This window comes from Mesorhizobium sp. ESP-6-2 (assembly GCF_020164675.1).
GTDB lineage: Bacteria > Pseudomonadota > Alphaproteobacteria > Rhizobiales > Rhizobiaceae > Mesorhizobium.
This window is the reverse complement of the sequence record NZ_JAIUGT010000017.1, coordinates 1-19436: the sequence shown is the minus strand read 5'-3', so window position 1 is coordinate 19436 and position 19436 is coordinate 1. Positions and strand designations below refer to the sequence as shown.

Below are 19436 nucleotides of genomic sequence, written 5' to 3'. Positions count from 1 at the left end.
GCCATGGAAGAGAAGCTGCGCTTCGCCATCCGTGAAGGCGGCCGCACCGTCGGTGCCGGCATCGTCGTCACCATCAAGGAATAGTCGACACCGGCATCAGCCGGATCGAGAAGGAAAGGGCGGTCCGCGGGCCGCCCTTTTTGTTGGCGACTGAAGATCAACCATTGGCATGCCGGGGCCGACACGCGGTCGAACGGCAGCTGCGTCATCGAACTGGCCATCGAGGCAGGTTGAGGCTTGCTCGATTTTTCCGCTATCGTCGCTGCAGGCGGCGCTGGGCGGAGGTCAAGTATGAGCCAGGATGTTCCGACACTGTATGAATGGGCCGGCGGTATCGAGGCGCTGAACCGGCTGACGCAGACCTTTTATGACAAGGTGGCGCGGGATCCGGTCGTCGGGCCGGTGTTCAAGCATATGTCGCCCGACCACCCCGCCCATGTCGCGGCCTTTATCGGCGAGGTTTTCGGCGGCCCGAAAACCTACAGCGAAAAATTCGGCGGCCACCGCGAGATGGTGATGCATCACCTGGGCAAGCATTTGACGGAAGAGCAGCGCCGCCGCTGGATCAACCTGCTGGCTGATGCGGCGGATGCCGTCGGCCTGCCTGACGATCCCGAGTTCCGTTCCGCCTTCATGGGCTATATCGAATGGGGATCGCGGCTGGCCAGGATGAACTCCAATCTCGGCGAAACCTGCGACCCGGAGACCGAGCCGATGCCGGCCTGGGGTTGGGGCGTGCCCGGCGGACCATACCGCGTTCCGGAGGCAAAATAGCGTTCAAGATGCACGGCGGCAGGCGGGGTCATCTCCGCCAAGGGCATGCCGGCGATCTTACGTGCGAGCTTGAGACCGATGGCGGCGGGCTGGCCGTCGGCCATCCCGATTTCCAGTAAAGGGGATGAAGGCGCGATTGCTTGCAAACCGCTCTTTACAGAGCGCGCGGAAGCTTTTAGGAAGCCCCTGCTGCGCCGAGGCGCACGTGTACGGGCATAGCTCAGTTGGTAGAGCGGCGGTCTCCAAAACCGCAGGTCGTAGGTTCGAGCCCTGCTGCCCGTGCCATTTCAAGAAATGGCACGTCAAGACAAAAACTCAGCCGTTTCCAAAATGGCCATCGAAACGATATTTTGCAGGCTGCCCTTTGAAAATCGGCGACCGGCTTGCCATATTAGGCTGATTGAGGCATAAGGGCGCCATAGCCGGGACGGAACGACTGGATGGTTCCGAGGCGGCGTTTGGTCATAAAGCGGACACTTGCCACTTGCGTGGATCAAGAATCGGTTTTATGTAGACGAAACAGACACGCGACGCGTGGAGCTGGGAAGCCGGCTTTACGCGTCTGATTTGCATGGGCGAAATGATTGCGCTGATTCGGCGCGAAAATGGGCCCAGGCGGCACGTCCCGGCCAGCGGGATCATCCAGGAGACCCGGCCAACGGGTCTTGAAGACAGAGCGGCATATGGCTTCGAAAACCACAAATCCTTTCGTCTTTCTCCAGCAGGTTCGCGCGGAGACCGCCAAGGTGACTTGGCCGTCGCGACGCGAAACGATGATCTCGACGGTGATGGTTCTGGCCTTCGCTGTGATCGCGATGATCTTTTTCTTCACCGCTGATCAGCTCATGGGCCTCGCGGTCGAACAGATTCTGGGCATTGGACGCTAAGTCCGGCGATTACGGAGAAGTCGTGAAATGACTACGCGCTGGTACATCGTCCACGCCTATTCGAACTTTGAGAAGAAGGTCGCCGAGGACATCGAGAACAAGGCCAAGCAGAAGGGCCTGTCCGCCGATATCGAGCAGATCGTCGTGCCGACCGAGAAGGTCGTCGAGGTTCGTCGCGGCCGCAAGGTCGACGCCGAGCGCAAGTTCTTTCCGGGCTATGTGCTCCTGAAGGCCAACCTGACTGACGCCGTGTTCTCGCTGGTCAAGAATACGCCGAAGGTCACCGGCTTCCTGGGCGACTCCAAGCCGGTGCCGATCACCGAGGCCGAGGCGCAGCGCATCCTTAACCAGGTGCAGGAAGGCGTCGAGCGGCCGAAGCCCTCGGTTACTTTCGAGATCGGCGAGGCGATCCGCGTTTCGGATGGCCCCTTCGCGTCCTTCAACGGCTTCGTCCAGGAAGTGGACGAGGAGCGGGCGCGGCTCAAGGTGGAAGTTTCGATCTTCGGGCGCGCCGTGCCTGTCGATCTGGAATTCGGACAAGTCGAAAAAGGCTGATCCGAAATCCCTGGCGCCGTTCCGGTGGTCAGGGGAGGCGGCGCGGCAACGCGCGGCCTGAGAACGGTGGGAGGCGAATGCGGCTTTAGCCGGCCGCAGGAACCGCACCACCAGACTGCAACAGCCGGTGTTTTCCCAGATGGTGGGACCGGCATAGACAAAGGCAGGAATAGAGATGGCTAAGAAAATTGCAGGCCAGCTCAAGCTCCAGGTCGCCGCGGGCTCGGCTACGCCGTCGCCCCCGATCGGCCCGGCGCTTGGTCAGCGCGGCATCAACATCATGGAGTTCTGCAAGGCGTTCAACGCGCAGACCCAGGAAATGGAAAAGGGATCGCCGATTCCGGTCGTCATCACCTACTACCAGGACAAGTCGTTCACCTTCGTCATGAAGACGCCGCCGGTGAGCTACTTCCTGAAGAAGGCCGCGAACCTGAAGTCGGGCTCCAAGGAGCCGGGCAAGGTCAAGGCCGGCACGATCGGCCGCGACAAGGTCCGCGCCATCGCCGAGCAGAAGATGAAGGATCTGAACGCAAACGACGTCGAGGCGGCCATGCGCATGGTCGAGGGCTCCGCCCGCTCGATGGGTCTGGAAGTGGTGGGCTGAGATCATGGCAAAGATTGCAAAGCGTGTATCGAAGACCCGCGAAGGCATCGATCCCAACAAGGCTTATACCTTGGGTGACGCGCTGAAGCTGCTCAAGGATCGCTCCACGGTCAAGTTCGACGAGACGATCGAAGTCGCGATGAATCTCGGCGTTGATCCCCGTCATGCCGACCAGATGGTCCGCGGCGTGGTCAACCTGCCGAACGGCACCGGCCGCTCGGTCCGCGTCGCCGTGTTCGCCCGTGGCGACAAGGCCGAGGAAGCCAAGGCCGCCGGCGCCGACATCGTCGGCGCGGAGGACCTGGTCGACATCGTCCAGAAGGGCACGATCGATTTCGATCGCTGCATCGCCACGCCGGACATGATGCCGCTCGTCGGCCGTCTGGGCAAGGTGCTCGGCCCGCGCGGCATGATGCCGAACCCGAAGGTCGGTACTGTCACCACCGACGTCGCGGCCGCCGTCAAGGCATCGAAGGGCGGCGCTGTGGAGTTCCGCGTCGAGAAGGCCGGCATCGTTCACGCCGGCGTCGGCAAGGTCTCGTTCGACGTCAAGGCGCTGGAAGAAAACGTCCGCGCCTTCGCCGATGCGGTGACCAAGGCGAAGCCGGCTGGCGCCAAGGGCAACTACGTCAAGAAGGTGTCCGTCACCTCGACGATGGGCCCGGGCCTCAAGCTCGATGTCTCGACGCTCGCAGCGTCCTGATTAAGACCATTTGGATCGGTCGCTGGAAGGTCGATCCGCAAGTGAATTCCGGGCCCGGATCGTTCTGGGCCCGGTACCGGGAGCCGAAAGGCTTCCGGACATCCTGTCCGAGATTGCAGGCGGCCCGGCCTTGATTGAAAAGGGGGGCCTTAATTCATGTGGGCCTGCATGAGACGGGTGAAGACCTGACAATGGAGCAAGCGCTCCAATGAAAGGTTCGAACCGTGTTTGCCTTTTGTCTGCGCATCGTCCGGCATGCCGGCGATGTGGCGAAAGGGGGCAGGATCCTCGAGCGCTGTTCGGGAGATCCGTTACTGGATGGCCCGGCCGGCAAAAGGCAACCCGACGCCTGTCCTCGTGAATGGGAATGTTCCCGTTAGCAGGATGGGGGTCAACTGGAGATAGGCAGTGGACAGAGCGGAAAAACGCGAACTCGTCACGGGCCTGAACGATGCGTTCTCGAACGCGGGTTCAGTGGTCGTGGCCCACTATGCCGGTATCACCGTCGCGCAAATGAACGACCTCCGGTCGAAAATGCGCGCTGCCGGTGGCACCGTTAAAGTCGCGAAGAACCGTCTCGCCAAAATCGCTCTTCAGGGCACGGACTCCGCGTCGATCATCGATCTGTTCAAGGGACAGACGCTGGTCGCCTATTCGGAGGATCCGATTGCGGCGCCGAAGGTCGCGTCCGATTTCGCCAAGGGGAATGACAAGCTCGTCATCCTCGGCGGCGCAATGGGCACCACCTCGCTCAACGCCGACGGTGTGAAGGCACTCGCCACACTTCCGTCGCTCGACGAGCTGCGCGCCAAGCTGGTTGGCATGATCGCCACGCCGGCAACCCGGATCGCCCAGATCGTCAATGCGCCCGCGGCTTCGGTCGCGCGTGTCATCGGCGCTTACGCCCGGAAGGACGAGGCGGCATGAGGCCGTTCCTCGCTATCACAAACACACGTTCGAACCTTATGAAGGAATACAACAATGGCTGATCTCGCGAAGATCGTAGACGACCTTTCGAAGCTGACCGTCCTCGAGGCGGCTGAGCTGTCGAAGCTTCTGGAAGAAAAGTGGGGCGTTTCGGCTGCTGCTCCGGTGGCGGTTGCCGCTGCCGGCGGCGCTGCCGCTGCCGCTGCTCCGGTCGAGGAAAAGACGGAATTCGACGTCGTCCTCACCGACGCCGGCGCTCAGAAGATCAACGTCATCAAGGAAGTCCGCGCCATCACCGGCCTTGGCCTCAAGGAAGCCAAGGATCTGGTCGAAGCGGCTCCGAAGCCGGTCAAGGAAGCCGTTTCCAAGGCCGACGCCGACAAGTTCAAGGCCCAGCTGGAAGCAGCCGGCGCCAAGGTCGAGCTGAAGTAAGCGTAACAAGCGGCGGGCGGCCTCGCGCCGTCCGCCACTCCCTCGGGTGGGGAGGCTGCGTAGCGCGAGATGTACGAAAACCTCTTTCCTGAGGGCCGAAAACCGGCCCTCAGGAAACGGGTTTTCTCCCGTTTTAGCCGGCCGCCGCCAAGTAGTTTGGTAATGGGGCCGGAGAACAGACAGAGAGCCGCTGCCCAGGCGGTTCGGATGCAAGGCGAGCCGCGGCGAGGCTCGCCCCGAGTTTAGAGCTAAGGAGCGACGATGGCCCAGACCCAGACTTTCAATGGCCGCAGACGCGTACGCAAGTTCTTCGGAAAGATCCCGGAAGTTGCGGAGATGCCGAACCTCATCGAGGTTCAGAAGGCATCCTATGACCAGTTCCTGATGGTGGACGAGCCCAAGGGTGGACGTCCGGACGAGGGACTGCAGGCTGTTTTCAAGTCGGTCTTCCCGATCTCCGATTTTTCCGGCTCCTCGATGCTGGAGTTCGTGAAGTACGAGTTCGAAGGACCGAAATTCGACGTTGACGAATGTCGTCAGCGCGACCTCACCTATGCCGCGCCGCTGAAGGTGACGCTGCGCCTGATCGTGTTCGATATCGACGAGGATACCGGCGCGAAGTCGATCAAGGACATCAAGGAGCAGGACGTCTATATGGGCGACATGCCGCTCATGACCTCGAACGGCACCTTCATCGTCAACGGCACCGAGCGCGTCATCGTCTCGCAGATGCACCGCTCGCCGGGCGTCTTCTTCGACCATGACAAGGGCAAGTCGCACTCGTCGGGCAAGCTCCTGTTTGCCGCGCGCGTCATCCCCTATCGCGGTTCGTGGCTCGACATCGAGTTCGATTCCAAGGACGTCGTGCACGCCCGCATCGACCGTCGCCGCAAGATTCCGGTGACGTCGCTGCTGATGGCGCTCGGCATGGACGGCGAAGAGATCCTGTCGACCTTCTACAACAAGATCACCTACAAGCGCGCCGGCGATCACTGGCGTATTCCGTTCAACGTCGATCGTTTCCGCGGCTTGAAGGCCGTCGGCGACCTGGTTGATGCCGACACGGGTGAGGTTGTTGTCGAGGCCGGCAAGAAGATCACCGCCCGCCAGGCCCGCCAGCTCGGCGAAAAGGGCCTGAAGGCGATCAAGGCGACCGACGAGGACCTGCTTGGCAACTATCTCGCCGAGGACATCGTCAATTACGCCACCGGCGAGATCTTCCTCGAGGCTGGCGACGAGATCGACGACAAGACGCTGAAGGTGCTGCTCGGTACGGGCGAGGAGGAGATCCAGATCCTCGACATCGACCACGTCAATGTCGGCGCCTACATCCGCAACACGCTCGCCGTCGACAAGAACGAGAGCCGCCAGGACGCGCTGTTCGACATCTATCGTGTCATGCGCCCCGGTGAGCCGCCGACGCTCGAAACCGCCGAAGCCATGTTCAACTCGCTGTTCTTCGACAGCGAGCGCTACGACCTGTCCGCGGTTGGCCGCGTCAAGATGAACATGCGCCTCGAACTCAAGGCCGAGGACACCGTGCGTGTATTGCGCAAGGACGACATCCTGGCCGTGGTCAAGACGCTGGTCGAACTGCGTGACGGCAAGGGCGAGATCGACGACATCGACAATCTCGGCAATCGCCGCGTGCGTTCGGTCGGCGAACTGATGGAAAACCAGTATCGCGTCGGTCTGCTGCGCATGGAGCGCGCGATCAAGGAGCGTATGTCCTCGATCGAGATCGACACGGTCATGCCGCAGGACCTGATCAACGCCAAGCCGGCGGCTGCCGCCGTGCGCGAGTTCTTCGGTTCCTCGCAGCTGTCGCAGTTCATGGACCAGACCAACCCGCTGTCGGAGATCACCCACAAGCGCCGTCTCTCCGCGCTTGGACCGGGCGGTCTGACCCGCGAGCGCGCCGGCTTCGAGGTGCGCGACGTGCACCCGACGCATTACGGCCGCATCTGCCCGATCGAGACGCCGGAAGGCCCGAATATCGGCCTGATCAACTCGCTCGCCACCTTCGCGCGCGTCAACAAGTACGGCTTCATCGAGAGCCCGTACCGCAAGATCGTCGACGGCAAGCTGACCAATGACGTCGTCTATCTGTCGGCGATGGAAGAGGCCAAGCACCATGTCGCGCAGGCCAATGCCGAGCTCGACAAGGATGGTCGCTTTGTCGACGAATTCGTCATTTGCCGCAGTGCCGGCGAAGTGATGATGGCGCCCCGCGAGAACGTCGACCTGATGGACGTTTCGCCCAAGCAGATGGTGTCGGTGGCCGCGGCCTTGATCCCGTTCCTTGAGAACGACGACGCCAACCGCGCGCTGATGGGCTCGAACATGCAGCGCCAGGCCGTGCCGCTGGTGCGCGCCGAAGCGCCGTTCGTCGGCACCGGCATGGAGCCGATCGTCGCCCGCGATTCGGGCGCCGCCATCGGCGCCCGCCGCGGCGGCATCGTCGACCAGGTGGACGCGACGCGTATCGTCATCCGCGCAACGGAAGATCTCGATCCGGGCAAGTCCGGCGTCGACATCTACCGGCTGATGAAGTTCCAGCGTTCGAACCAGAACACCTGCATCAACCAGCGTCCGCTGGTGCGCATGGGCGACCGGGTCAACAAGGGCGACATCATCGCGGACGGTCCTTCGACCGAGCTCGGCGATCTGGCCCTCGGCCGCAACGTGCTGGTCGCGTTCATGCCGTGGAACGGCTACAACTACGAGGACTCGATCCTCCTGTCCGAGCGCATCGTCGCCGACGACGTCTTCACCTCGATCCACATCGAGGAGTTCGAGGTCATGGCGCGCGACACCAAGCTCGGACCGGAGGAAATCACGCGCGACATTCCGAATGTCTCGGAAGAAGCGCTGAAGAACCTCGACGAAGCCGGCATCGTCTATATCGGTGCCGAAGTTCAGCCGGGCGATATTCTGGTCGGCAAGATCACGCCGAAGGGCGAAAGCCCGATGACGCCGGAAGAAAAGCTTCTGCGCGCCATCTTCGGCGAAAAGGCATCCGATGTGCGCGACACCTCGATGCGCATGCCTCCGGGCACCTTCGGCACCGTCGTCGAGGTGCGCGTGTTCAATCGCCACGGTGTGGAGAAGGACGAGCGCGCCATGGCGATCGAGCGCGAGGAGATCGAACGCCTCGCCAAGGACCGTGACGACGAGCAGGCGATCCTGGATCGCAACGTCTACGCGCGCCTTTCCGACGTGCTCGTCGGCAAGGAAGCGATCGCTGGACCGAAGGGCTTTAAGAAGGGCTCGACGCTGTCGAAGGATACGCTCGACGAGTATCCGCGTTCGCAGTGGTGGCAGTTCGCCGTGGAGAACGAAAAGCTTCAGAGCGAACTGGAAGCCCTGCGCGGCCAGTACGACGATTCCAAGAAGGCGCTCGAACAGCGCTTCATGGACAAGGTCGAGAAGGTGCAGCGCGGCGACGAAATGCCTCCAGGCGTCATGAAGATGGTCAAGGTCTTCGTGGCGGTGAAGCGCAAGATGCAGCCGGGCGACAAGATGGCCGGCCGTCACGGCAACAAGGGTGTCGTGTCGCGCATCGTTCCGGTCGAGGACATGCCTTTCCTCGAGGACGGCACGCATGCCGATATCGTGCTCAACCCGCTGGGTGTGCCGAGCCGCATGAATGTCGGCCAGATTCTGGAAACGCATCTGGGCTGGGCTTGCGCCGGAATGGGCAGGAAGATCGGCGAGATGATCGACGCCTACAAGTCTGCCGGCGACATCAAGCCGCTGCGCAAGACGCTGGAGAGCTTCATGCCCGCCAACGACCGCAACGAGCCGGTCCGCGAGTATGACGACGAGAGCATCGTTCGCCTGAGCGAGCAGATGCGCCGCGGCGTCTCGATCGCGACCCCGGTGTTCGACGGTGCGCACGAGGCCGACATCAACGTCATGCTGGAGCAGGCGGGCCTGCACACCAGCGGTCAGTCGCAGCTCTATGACGGACGCACCGGCGAGCCGTTCGATCGCAAGGTGACGATGGGCTACATCTACATGCTCAAGCTTCACCACCTCGTGGACGACAAGATCCACGCGCGTTCGATCGGTCCGTACTCGCTCGTCACCCAGCAGCCGCTGGGCGGCAAGGCGCAGTTCGGCGGCCAGCGCTTCGGCGAAATGGAGGTCTGGGCACTGGAAGCCTACGGCGCCGCCTACACACTGCAGGAAATGCTGACGGTGAAGTCGGACGACGTCGCGGGCCGCACCAAGGTCTACGAGGCGATCGTGCGCGGCGACGACACCTTCGAGGCCGGCATTCCCGAGAGCTTCAACGTTCTCGTCAAGGAGATGCGGTCGCTCGGCCTCAACGTCGAATTGGAGAACACCAAGCTCGACGAAGCCCCGGTTCGGCTGCCCGACGCAGCGGAGTAAACAAGACACCCGGTCGCGGGAGAGGCTTCCGCGACCGGGTGCACCAAATTCTTCGGCCGGTGGGCCGACCACTCAGCGGGCATTCGCCCCGCATCAGATGCAAGGGGTTTTCGAGGACCCCGAAAGGAGAACGGCATGAACCAAGAGGTCATGAATCTCTTCAATCCCCAGGCGCCGGCGCAGGTGTTCGATTCCATCCGGATATCGCTCGCCAGCCCTGAGAAGATTCTGTCCTGGTCGTTCGGCGAGATCAAGAAGCCGGAGACCATCAACTACCGCACCTTCAAGCCGGAGCGTGACGGCCTGTTCTGCGCGCGCATTTTTGGCCCGATCAAGGACTACGAATGTCTGTGCGGCAAGTACAAGCGCATGAAGTACAAGGGCGTCATCTGCGAAAAGTGCGGCGTCGAAGTCACGCTGTCGCGCGTTCGCCGCGAGCGCATGGGCCATATCGAGCTGGCGGCACCCGTCGCCCATATCTGGTTCCTGAAGTCGCTGCCCTCGCGCATCGGCACGCTGCTCGACATGACCCTGAAGGACATCGAGCGCGTCCTCTACTTCGAGAACTACATCGTCACCGAGCCCGGCCTCACCGCGTTGAAGGAGCACCAGCTGCTCAGCGAGGAAGAGTACATGATCGCCGTCGACGAATATGGCGAGGATAGCTTCACCGCCATGATCGGCGCCGAGGCCATTCATGACCTTCTGGCCGGCATGGACCTGGAGAAGATCGCCGGCGATCTGCGTTCGGAACTGGCTTCGACCACGTCCGAGCTGAAGCAGAAGAAGTATCTCAAGCGGCTCAAGGTCGTCGAGAACTTCATGGAGTCCGGCAACCGTCCGGAATGGATGATCATGAAGGTGGTTCCGGTGATCCCGCCGGACCTGCGCCCGCTCGTCCCGCTGGACGGCGGACGTTTCGCGACGTCGGACCTCAACGATCTCTATCGCCGTGTCATCAACCGCAACAACCGCCTGAAGCGGCTGATCGAGTTGCGTGCCCCCGGCATCATCGTGCGCAATGAAAAGCGCATGCTGCAGGAAGCTGTGGACGCGCTGTTCGACAACGGCCGCCGCGGCCGGGTCATCACCGGCGCCAACAAGCGTCCGCTGAAGTCGCTGTCGGATATGCTCAAGGGCAAGCAGGGCCGGTTCCGCCAGAACCTGCTCGGCAAGCGCGTCGACTATTCCGGCCGTTCGGTCATCGTTACCGGTCCGGAGCTCAAGCTGCACCAGTGCGGCCTGCCCAAGAAGATGGCGCTCGAACTGTTCAAGCCCTTCATCTACGCCCGCCTCGACGCCAAGGGTTACTCCTCGACCGTCAAGCAGGCGAAGAAGCTGGTCGAGAAGGAGCGTCCGGAAGTCTGGGATATCCTCGATGAGGTCATCCGCGAGCATCCGGTGCTCCTGAACCGCGCGCCGACGCTGCACCGCCTCGGCATCCAGGCGTTCGAGCCGATCCTGATCGAGGGCAAGGCGATCCAGCTTCACCCGCTGGTCTGCACGGCCTTCAACGCCGACTTCGACGGCGACCAGATGGCCGTTCACGTGCCGCTGTCGCTGGAAGCGCAGTTGGAAGCCCGCGTGCTGATGATGTCGACCAACAACATCCTGCACCCGGCTTCCGGCGCGCCGATCATCGTGCCGTCGCAGGACATGGTTCTGGGTCTCTACTATCTCTCGATCGTCAACCAGAACGAGCCGGGCGAGGGCATGGTGTTTGCCGACATGGGCGAACTCCAGCACGCGCTCGAGACCAAGGCGGTGACCCTGCACGCCAAGATCAAGGGCCGCTTCCGCTCGGTCGACGCCGAGGGCAAGGTGGTGTCGAAGATCTACGACACCACGCCTGGCCGCATGATCATCGGCGAGCTTCTGCCGAAGAACGTCAACGTGCCTTACGAGACCGCCAACCAGGAGATGACCAAGAAGAACATCTCCAAGATGATCGACACCGTCTACCGCCATTGCGGTCAGAAGGAGACGGTCATTTTCTGCGATCGCATCATGGCGCTCGGTTTCGCCCATGCCTGCCGTGCCGGCATTTCGTTCGGCAAGGACGACATGCTGATCCCGGACACCAAGATCAAGCTGGTGTCGGACACCGAGGCCTTGGCCAAGGAATACGAGCAGCAGTACAATGACGGCCTGATCACGCAGGGCGAGAAGTACAACAAGGTCGTCGACGCCTGGGCCAAGTGCTCGGAAAAGGTCGCCGACGAAATGATGGCCCGCATCAAGGCGGTCGAGTTCGAGGACAGCGGCCGTCAAAAGCCGATGAACTCGATCTACATGATGTCGCACTCCGGTGCGCGCGGCTCGCCCACCCAGATGCGCCAGCTCGCCGGCATGCGCGGCCTGATGGCCAAGCCGTCGGGTGAAATCATCGAGACGCCGATCATCTCGAACTTCAAGGAAGGCCTGACCGTGCTCGAGTACTTCAACTCGACCCACGGCGCCCGCAAGGGTCTGGCAGACACCGCCTTGAAGACGGCGAACTCGGGCTATCTCACCCGTCGTCTGGTCGACGTGGCGCAGGACTGCATCGTCAACTCCGTGGACTGCGGCACCGACAAGGGCCTCACCATGCAGCCGATCGTCGATGCCGGTCAGGTCGTCGCTTCGGTCGGCCAGCGCGTGCTGGGCCGCACCGCGCTCGACGACATCAACCATCCGGTGACCGGCGAATTGCTGGTCAAGGCCGGAACGCTGATGGACGAGCGCGACGTGGAGCAGATCGAAAAGGCCGGCGTGCAGTCGGTCCGCATCCGCTCGGCGCTGACTTGCGAAGTCAGGGTCGGCGTCTGCGCGGTTTGCTACGGGCGCGATCTGGCCCGGGGCACCCCGGTCAACCAGGGCGAGGCCGTCGGCGTCATCGCAGCGCAGTCGATCGGCGAGCCGGGCACCCAGCTCACCATGCGTACCTTCCACATGGGCGGTACGGCGCAGGTGGTGGATAGCTCGTTCCTTGAAGCCTCCTATGAGGGCAAGGTCGAGATTCGCAACCGCAACGTGGTGCGCAACTCGGACGGCCAGCAGATGGTCATGGGCCGCAACATGGCGGTGCTGATCCTCGACGAGGCCGGCAAGGAGCGCGCAACGCACCGCGTCACCTATGGTTCGCGCATCTTCGTGGACGATGGCGACAAGGTGAAGCGCGGCCAGCGCATCGCCGAGTGGGATCCTTACACCCGCCCGATCCTCACCGAAATCGAGGGTAAGGTGGCGTTCGAGGATCTGGTCGACGGCATTTCCGTCCAGGAAACGGCCGACGAGTCGACCGGCATCACCAAGCGCGAGGTCATCGACTGGCGTTCGACGCCGCGCGGCAACGACCTGAAGCCGGCGATCGTGGTTCAGGATGCCAAGGGCAAGGTCGGCAAGCTGTCGAAGGGCGGCGATGCCCGCTTCCTGCTCTCGGTCGAGGCCATTCTCTCGGTCGAGCCGGGTGCTCAGGTTCGCCCGGGCGACGTCCTGGCGCGTATCCCGATGGAAAGCGCCAAGACCAAGGACATCACCGGCGGTCTGCCGCGTGTTGCCGAGCTGTTCGAGGCCCGTCGTCCGAAGGATCACGCCATCATCGCAGAGATCGATGGTACGATCCGCTTCGGCCGCGACTACAAGAACAAGCGCCGCATCATCATCGAGCCGCATGACTCGACGCTTGAGCCTGTCGAATACCTGATCCCGAAGGGCAAGCCGTTCCATCTCCAGGACGGCGACGTCATCGAGAAGGGCGACTACATCCTCGACGGCAATCCGGCGCCGCACGACATCCTGGCGATCAAGGGCGTGGAGGCGCTTGCGTCCTACCTCGTCAACGAGATCCAGGAGGTCTACCGTCTGCAGGGCGTGTCGATCAACGACAAGCACATCGAGGTGATCGTTCGCCAGATGCTGCAGAAGGTCGAGATCACCACGCAGGGCGACTCGACCTATATTCCGGGCGACCACGTCGACGTGATCGAACTGGAAGAGGTCAACGAGCGCCTGGTCGAGGACGGCAAGAAGCCGGCCGAAGGTCAGCCGGTGCTGCTCGGCATCACCAAGGCCTCGCTGCAGACGCCGTCCTTCATCTCGGCCGCCTCCTTCCAGGAGACGACCAGGGTGCTGACGGAAGCCGCGGTTGCCGGCAAGACCGACATGCTGCAGGGCTTGAAGGAAAACGTCATCGTCGGCCGGCTGATCCCGGCCGGTACCGGCGGCACGATGAGCCAGATCCGCCGCATCGCCACCTCGCGCGACGAACTGATCATCGACGAGCGCCGCAAGGCCTCCGGTGTCGAAGTCGCCGAGCCGATGCTGGCCGACATGACAACCGCCGCGCAGTAAGCGCGGCGGCACGAAATCTCAGGCAACAAGGCCGCCGGGGCAACCCGGCGGCCTTTTCGTTTCAACGAACAATCGAGGGAGGCAGATGAGCACGAAAACCTGGACGGCTGTCGATAACTACATCGTTTCCTCGCTCTTCGAGGCGGATCCCGTTCTCGATGCGGTCCTGGCGGCCAACCGCGACCATGGCCTGCCGGCGATCGACGTCTCGGCGGCGCAAGGAAAGCTCCTCTCGCTGCTGGTGCGCATCAGCAGTGCGAAAAAGGTGCTCGAGATTGGCACCCTGGGCGGCTATTCCACCATCTGGATGGCGCGGGGATTGCCGGCCGGCGGCAAGATCGTGACGCTCGAACTCGATCCGCACCATGCCAAGGTCGCGCGTTCGAATTTCGAGCGGGCAGGGGTTTCCGAACGGGTCGATCTGCGGGTCGGGCCGGCGCTGCAATCACTCGCTGCGCTGGGCGCCGAGAATGCCGGGCCGTTCGACCTCGTTTTCATTGACGCCGACAAGCCGAACAACCCCAACTATCTCTCCTGGGCCATGCGGCTGTCGCGCTCAGGGACGGTCATCGTCTGCGACAACGTCATCCGTGACGGCGCGGTGCTCGATGAGGATGGCAACGACGCCAATGTCGAAGGTGCACGCGCTGCATTCTCCTTCATCGGCGGCGACAAGCGCCTGGACGGCACCGCGATCCAGACCCGTCGGCGCCAAGGGCTATGACGGGTTTGCCATAGCGATTGTCGATTGAGTTGTTGCGATGGCGGCCGGATCCGAGATCCGGGCAACAGTCGCTGTTCAGTCGAAGAACGCCTCGACCACATTGCGCTTGCCGAGCATGAAGGCGTCGGCGACATGCTGGAGCGGCGCCAGGTCGACATCGGAGATACCGGCGCGCACGATCTCGGCGAAACGCCTGTAGAGTTCAGGATATTCCGCTTCCGGTTCTTCATGGACGACGCGGCCGTCGATGGCGAGCTTCGAGCCGCCGCCCGAGAGCACCATCTTGCCGGCATCGGTATCGGCGAGAATGTCCCAGCTCTGCGGTCCGGTCTGGAGCCAATCGAGATCCATCGTCACCGCCGAACCATTTGCCGCGCGGAAGGCGACCTGGGCGGCGATCGGCGCGTCGCGGTTCTCCGGGAAATCGAGCGCGGCCGAGGTGATGTACATGGCGGGCAGGATGTAGGTCGCGATCGACAATGCGTTGATGCCTGGATCGAAGACGCCGAAGCCGCCAGGCTGCCAGATCCATTCCTGGTTCGGGTGCCAGCGGCGCACGTCTTCCTTCCAGACGATCGCCGCTGATCTGATCTTCGTCGATGCCAAGAATGTCCGTGCCGCTTCCACCGCCGGGGCATAGCGCGAATGCCAACTGGCGAACAGCGACACGCCCTGTTTCGCCGCGAGCGCCTTCAGGTCCTCGACCTCGCTGACCGTGGCGCCGGGCGGCTTTTCCAGGAACACGTGCTTCTTCGCCTCGAGCGCGGTGCGCGCCGCAGCGTAGCGGAATTGCGGCGGCATGCAGAGTGAGACGGCGTCGAGTTCGGGAACGGCGCCAAGCATCGTCTCGATATCGGGAAAATTCGCGATGCCGTCCACCTTGCCGTGGCGGCTGGCCGCCGCGATCAGCCGGTAGTCCTGGTCCTTGGCGAGCGCCGGAAGGTGCTGGTCGCGGACGATCTTGCCGACACCGACAATGCCTATCTTGATGGGCTGGGACACGGCCGCTCCGTCTGCTGTGTGATGGTGAGCGCTTCTTATCAGAACACGTGCCCCGGGCAAGCCGGAGCCGAAGGGTCCACTCCGGCTTTGCCGCAGCTTCAGCGCCGGCCTTTCACTCGTTGGAAGGCTCCAGCGCCGATTCGAACGACGAGGGCCGGCATGCTTTCAGATCGGCACATCGAAGGTCACGATCGACACTTCGCCTTCGAGCGCGCCCTGGAAGGCCGAAAGATGCGGCTCCTCGTCGGGCTCGCCCTCCATGTCGCCGATCTGGTCGAGCTCGGCTTCGGCGTAACCCTCAGCCGCCAGCGATTCGAGCGCACGGCGCACCGCCGAATCGTCATCGGGCGCAACCAGCATGACGTGCACGCCTTCCGGCTTGCCGCCTTTTCTCTTCCACACCCGGCCGGTGATGATGGTGACCGGGCGTTCCTCGTTGTCGTTCACGGGCCGATTCCTTCGCGGCGAGGGGCTTTGACTGTTCATGCGGCTTTTTCGCATGAAGCCGCGCCGCGCAACAGCCAAAAGCCATTCACTTTGCTAAAGGCTTGGCACTTTCTTCCTCGCCCTTGCAAAATGACGAAAGAAAATTACATGCGGTTTACGCATGGCTGCCGAGCCCCGGCTTCAATGCAATATTTGCCGCTCCGGGGTTGACGGTACGCGGGCTTGCGAGTAGAAGCCGCCCAGTCAGAACCGATGTGAGGCTCTCCCTTCCGAAGCGACACGCTTTGGAGTTTGCCTCAAACAGGGTTCGTTTTACGAGCGAAAAGACATTTCCGGCGTGCACGAAGCGGTATCCGCTTCCTCTGCGATTTGTTCGGGCAAGACCGCAAGGCGCGGTTTGTGGCCCGAATTTGCGTATGGAAATGACGCTTTGAGCGAGCCTTGACCGGCACGAGACACGGAATTGAGAGACAAGAGGGTTTAATGCCTACCGTCAACCAGCTGATCCGCAAACCGCGCATTGCGCCGGTGAAGCGCAACAAGGTCCCGGCCATGCAGCAGAACCCGCAGAAGCGGGGCGTCTGCACGCGCGTCTACACAACGACGCCGAAGAAGCCGAACTCGGCGCTGCGCAAGGTGGCCAAGATCCGCCTGACCAATGGTTTCGAGGTGATCGGTTACATCCCCGGCGAAGGTCACAACCTTCAGGAGCACTCCGTGGTCATGATCCGCGGCGGCCGCGTCAAGGACCTTCCGGGTGTCCGTTACCACATCATCCGCGGCGTGCTCGACACGCAGGGTGTGAAGAACCGCAAGCAGCGCCGTTCGAAATACGGTGCCAAGCGTCCGAAGTAAGGTTTTCCGGCTTCGGCGCTTTTTTGACTGCGCCGGGCTATGAGAGATTGAGAGACAAAAGCCATGTCCCGTCGTCACAGTGCAGAAAAGCGTGAGATCAATCCGGACCCCAAGTTCGGCGATCTGATCGTCACCAAGTTCATGAACGCCGTCATGTATGACGGCAAGAAGTCGGTTGCCGAGACCATCGTCTACGGCGCGCTCGACCAGGTTCAGTCGAAGACCAAGCAGGAGCCGGTCACTGTCTTCCATCAGGCGCTCGACAATGTCGCGCCGCATGTGGAAGTGCGTTCGCGTCGCGTCGGCGGCGCCACCTACCAGGTTCCGGTCGACGTGCGCCCCGAGCGCCGTCAGGCGCTGGCCATCCGCTGGCTGATCGCCGCGGCCCGCAACCGCAACGAGACCACCATGGTCGACCGCCTTTCCGGCGAGCTGATGGACGCGGCCAACAACCGCGGCACCGCCGTGAAGAAGCGTGAAGACACCCACAAGATGGCTGAAGCCAACCGCGCCTTCGCGCACTACCGCTGGTAAAGCGCGAACGAGACTGAGAGGCAGTTACGATGGCCCGCGAATATAAAATCGAAGACTACCGCAATTTCGGTATCATGGCGCATATCGACGCCGGCAAGACGACGACCACCGAGCGCGTCCTCTATTACACGGGCAAGTCGCACAAGATCGGCGAAGTGCACGACGGCGCCGCGACCATGGACTGGATGGAGCAGGAGCAGGAGCGCGGCATCACGATCACGTCGGCCGCGACCACGACCTTCTGGAAGGGTCGTGACGGCAAGATGCACCGCTTCAACATCATCGACACGCCCGGACACGTCGACTTCACCATCGAGGTCGAGCGTTCGCTGCGCGTGCTTGACGGCGCCATCGCGCTGCTCGACGCCAATGCCGGTGTGGAGCCGCAGACGGAAACCGTCTGGCGCCAGGCCGACAAGTACCGCGTGCCGCGCATGATCTTCTGCAACAAGATGGACAAGACCGGCGCCGACTTCTACCGCTCGGTTGAGATGATCGGCTCGCGCCTTGGTGCGCAGGCTGTCGTCATGCAGCTGCCGATCGGCGCCGAGACCGAATTCAAGGGCGTCGTCGACCTGGTTGAGATGAACGCGCTGGTCTGGCGCGACGAGACACTGGGCGCTGCCTGGGATGTCGTCGAGATCCCGGCCGACCTGAAGGCCCGCGCCGAGGAATATCGCGAGAAGATGATCGAGGCCGCCGTCGAGATGGACGAGACGGCTCTTGAAAACTACCTCGAAGGCAAGATGCCGTCGAATGACGAGATCCGCGCGCTGATCCGCAAGGGCACCATCGCGGTCAAGTTCTTCCCGATGTTCTGCGGCTCGGCATTCAAGAACAAGGGCGTGCAGCCTCTTCTCGACGCCGTCGTTGAATACCTGCCGTCGCCGGCCGATGTGCCCGCGATCAAGGGTGTCGATGCCAAGACCGACGCCGAGATCGAGCGTCACGCCGATGACAACGAGCCGCTGTCGATGCTGGCGTTCAAGATCATGAACGACCCGTTCGTCGGTTCGCTGACCTTTGCCCGCATCTATTCGGGCAAGCTCACCAAGGGCATCTCGGTCGACAACACCGTGAAGGGCAAGAAAGAGCGCATCGGCCGCATGCTGCAGATGCATGCGAATTCCCGGGCCGACGTTGAAGAGGCCTATGCCGGCGACATTGTCGCTCTCGCAGGTCTCAAGGACACGACCACCGGCGATACGCTGTGCGATCCGCTGCATCCGGTCATCCTGGAGCGTATGGAATTCCCCGATCCGGTTATCCAGATCGCCATCGAGCCGAAGACCAAGAACGACCAGGAAAAGATGGGCCTGGCGCTGCATCGCCTGGCTGCCGAGGATCCGTCCTTCCGCGTCAAGACCGACGAGGAAAGCGGCCAGACCATCATTTCCGGCATGGGCGAGCTGCACCTCGACATCATCGTCGACCGCATGCGCCGCGAGTTCAAGGTCGAGGCCAATGTCGGTGCGCCGCAGGTGGCTTATCGCGAGACGATCACCCGCAGGCACGAGCAGGACTACACGCACAAGAAGCAGACCGGTGGTACCGGGCAGTTCGCTCGCGTGAAGATCGTGTTCGAGCCGAACCCCGATGGCGAGGATTTCGTGTTCGAATCCAAGATCGTCGGCGGCGCTGTGCCGAAGGAATACATCCCAGGTGTCGAAAAGGGCCTGCTGAGCAAGATGGGTTCCGGCCCGTTTGCCGGTTTCCCGATGATCGGCGTCAAGGCAACCTTGATCGACGGCGCTTTCCACGACGTCGACTCTTCGGTGCTCGCATTCGAAATCGCTTCCCGCGCTTGCTTTATGGAAGCTTCGCCGAAGCTCGGCGTGCAGCTGCTCGAGCCGATCATGAAGGTCGAGGTCGTGACGCCGGAAGATTATGTCGGCGGTGTCATCGGCGACCTCAACGGCCGTCGTGGCCAGATCCAGGGCCAGGAAGCCCGCGGCGTGGCAGTCGTCATCAACGCGATGGTGCCGCTCGCCAACATGTTCAAGTACGTCGACAACCTGCGCTCGATGAGCCAGGGCCGTGCGGCATACACGATGCAGTTCGACCATTACGAGCCGGTCCCGACCGCGGTCGCCCAGGAAGTCCAGAAGAAATACGCGTAACCCAGCAGGGTGCTGCGGCAACTTAATTAAGAGCCCGTACGGGCGAGCAGGAATGGAGACATCACATGGCAAAAGGTAAATTCGAGCGCACCAAGCCGCATGTGAACATCGGCACGATTGGCCACGTTGATCATGGCAAGAC

The 19436-nt window shown here is 62.4% G+C and carries 14 protein-coding genes, 1 tRNA gene and 3 pseudogenes; 16 read left to right on the top strand and 2 right to left on the bottom strand.

Going from position 1 to position 19436, the window contains the following annotated elements:
* The 12 genes and pseudogenes from LB532_RS29965 to LB532_RS29910 form a co-directional block, all read left to right on the top strand.
* Nucleotides 1–84, top strand: a pseudogene (locus LB532_RS29965) (elongation factor Tu); the annotation flags it as partial.
* Nucleotides 85–291: 207 nt separating this feature from the next.
* Nucleotides 292–774 (top strand): group II truncated hemoglobin, encoded by a 483-nt coding sequence (locus LB532_RS29960; protein WP_140638044.1) that lies wholly within the window; start codon nt 292–294, stop codon nt 772–774.
* A 209-nt stretch (nt 775–983) separates the two neighbouring features.
* Nucleotides 984–1059 (top strand) — tRNA-Trp (locus tag LB532_RS29955).
* 398 nt (nt 1060–1457) lie between these two features.
* Entirely contained in the window at nt 1458–1661 is a 204-nt protein-coding gene (gene secE, locus LB532_RS29950; protein WP_013531408.1) for a preprotein translocase subunit SecE, read from the top strand.
* A gap of 27 nt (nt 1662–1688) precedes the next feature.
* On the top strand, nt 1689–2216 hold the full coding sequence (gene nusG / locus LB532_RS29945; RefSeq protein WP_140501620.1) for a transcription termination/antitermination protein NusG: 528 nt from the start codon (nt 1689–1691) through the stop codon (nt 2214–2216).
* Between the two features lie 175 nt (nt 2217–2391).
* Nucleotides 2392–2820 (top strand): 50S ribosomal protein L11, encoded by a 429-nt coding sequence (rplK, locus tag LB532_RS29940; protein ID WP_140501622.1) that lies wholly within the window; start codon nt 2392–2394, stop codon nt 2818–2820.
* Nucleotides 2821–2824: 4 nt separating this feature from the next.
* Nucleotides 2825–3523, top strand: coding sequence for a 50S ribosomal protein L1 (gene rplA, locus LB532_RS29935; RefSeq protein WP_140501624.1), 699 nt, complete (start codon nt 2825–2827; stop codon nt 3521–3523).
* 408 nt (nt 3524–3931) lie between these two features.
* Entirely contained in the window at nt 3932–4450 is a 519-nt protein-coding gene (rplJ, locus tag LB532_RS29930; RefSeq protein ID WP_126054425.1) for a 50S ribosomal protein L10, read from the top strand.
* Nucleotides 4451–4504: 54 nt separating this feature from the next.
* A complete protein-coding gene (rplL, locus tag LB532_RS29925; protein ID WP_027146630.1) occupies nt 4505–4882 on the top strand; it encodes a 50S ribosomal protein L7/L12 in 378 nt (125 codons plus the stop codon).
* Nucleotides 4883–5143: 261 nt separating this feature from the next.
* On the top strand, nt 5144–9280 hold the full coding sequence (rpoB, locus tag LB532_RS29920) for a DNA-directed RNA polymerase subunit beta (RefSeq protein ID WP_140638045.1): 4137 nt from the start codon (nt 5144–5146) through the stop codon (nt 9278–9280).
* A 135-nt stretch (nt 9281–9415) separates the two neighbouring features.
* On the top strand, nt 9416–13612 hold the full coding sequence (gene rpoC / locus LB532_RS29915; RefSeq protein WP_140638046.1) for a DNA-directed RNA polymerase subunit beta': 4197 nt from the start codon (nt 9416–9418) through the stop codon (nt 13610–13612).
* 85 nt (nt 13613–13697) lie between these two features.
* Nucleotides 13698–14364: pseudogene (locus LB532_RS29910) on the top strand (O-methyltransferase).
* Nucleotides 14365–14411: 47 nt separating this feature from the next.
* On the opposite strand, the gene LB532_RS29905 reads toward LB532_RS29910, so the two are convergent.
* Both LB532_RS29905 and LB532_RS29900 read right to left on the bottom strand, forming a co-directional pair.
* Nucleotides 14412–15338, bottom strand: a complete 927-nt coding sequence (locus tag LB532_RS29905; RefSeq protein ID WP_140638047.1) for a Gfo/Idh/MocA family protein — start codon at nt 15336–15338, stop codon at nt 14412–14414.
* A gap of 165 nt (nt 15339–15503) precedes the next feature.
* A complete protein-coding gene (locus LB532_RS29900) occupies nt 15504–15785 on the bottom strand; it encodes a transcriptional regulator (RefSeq protein ID WP_140501636.1) in 282 nt (93 codons plus the stop codon).
* Between the two features lie 483 nt (nt 15786–16268).
* On the opposite strand from LB532_RS29900, the gene rpsL reads away from it, so the two are divergent.
* The 4 genes and pseudogenes from rpsL to LB532_RS29880 all read left to right on the top strand — a co-directional run.
* On the top strand, nt 16269–16640 hold the full coding sequence (rpsL, locus tag LB532_RS29895; protein ID WP_006333356.1) for a 30S ribosomal protein S12: 372 nt from the start codon (nt 16269–16271) through the stop codon (nt 16638–16640).
* Nucleotides 16641–16703: 63 nt separating this feature from the next.
* Nucleotides 16704–17174 (top strand): 30S ribosomal protein S7, encoded by a 471-nt coding sequence (gene rpsG / locus LB532_RS29890; protein WP_008875664.1) that lies wholly within the window; start codon nt 16704–16706, stop codon nt 17172–17174.
* Nucleotides 17175–17203: 29 nt separating this feature from the next.
* Nucleotides 17204–19294: an elongation factor G gene (gene fusA, locus LB532_RS29885; protein WP_140501638.1), complete on the top strand. Its 2091-nt coding sequence runs from the start codon at nt 17204–17206 to the stop codon at nt 19292–19294.
* Nucleotides 19295–19359: 65 nt separating this feature from the next.
* A pseudogene (locus LB532_RS29880) lies at nt 19360–19436 on the top strand (elongation factor Tu); the annotation flags it as partial.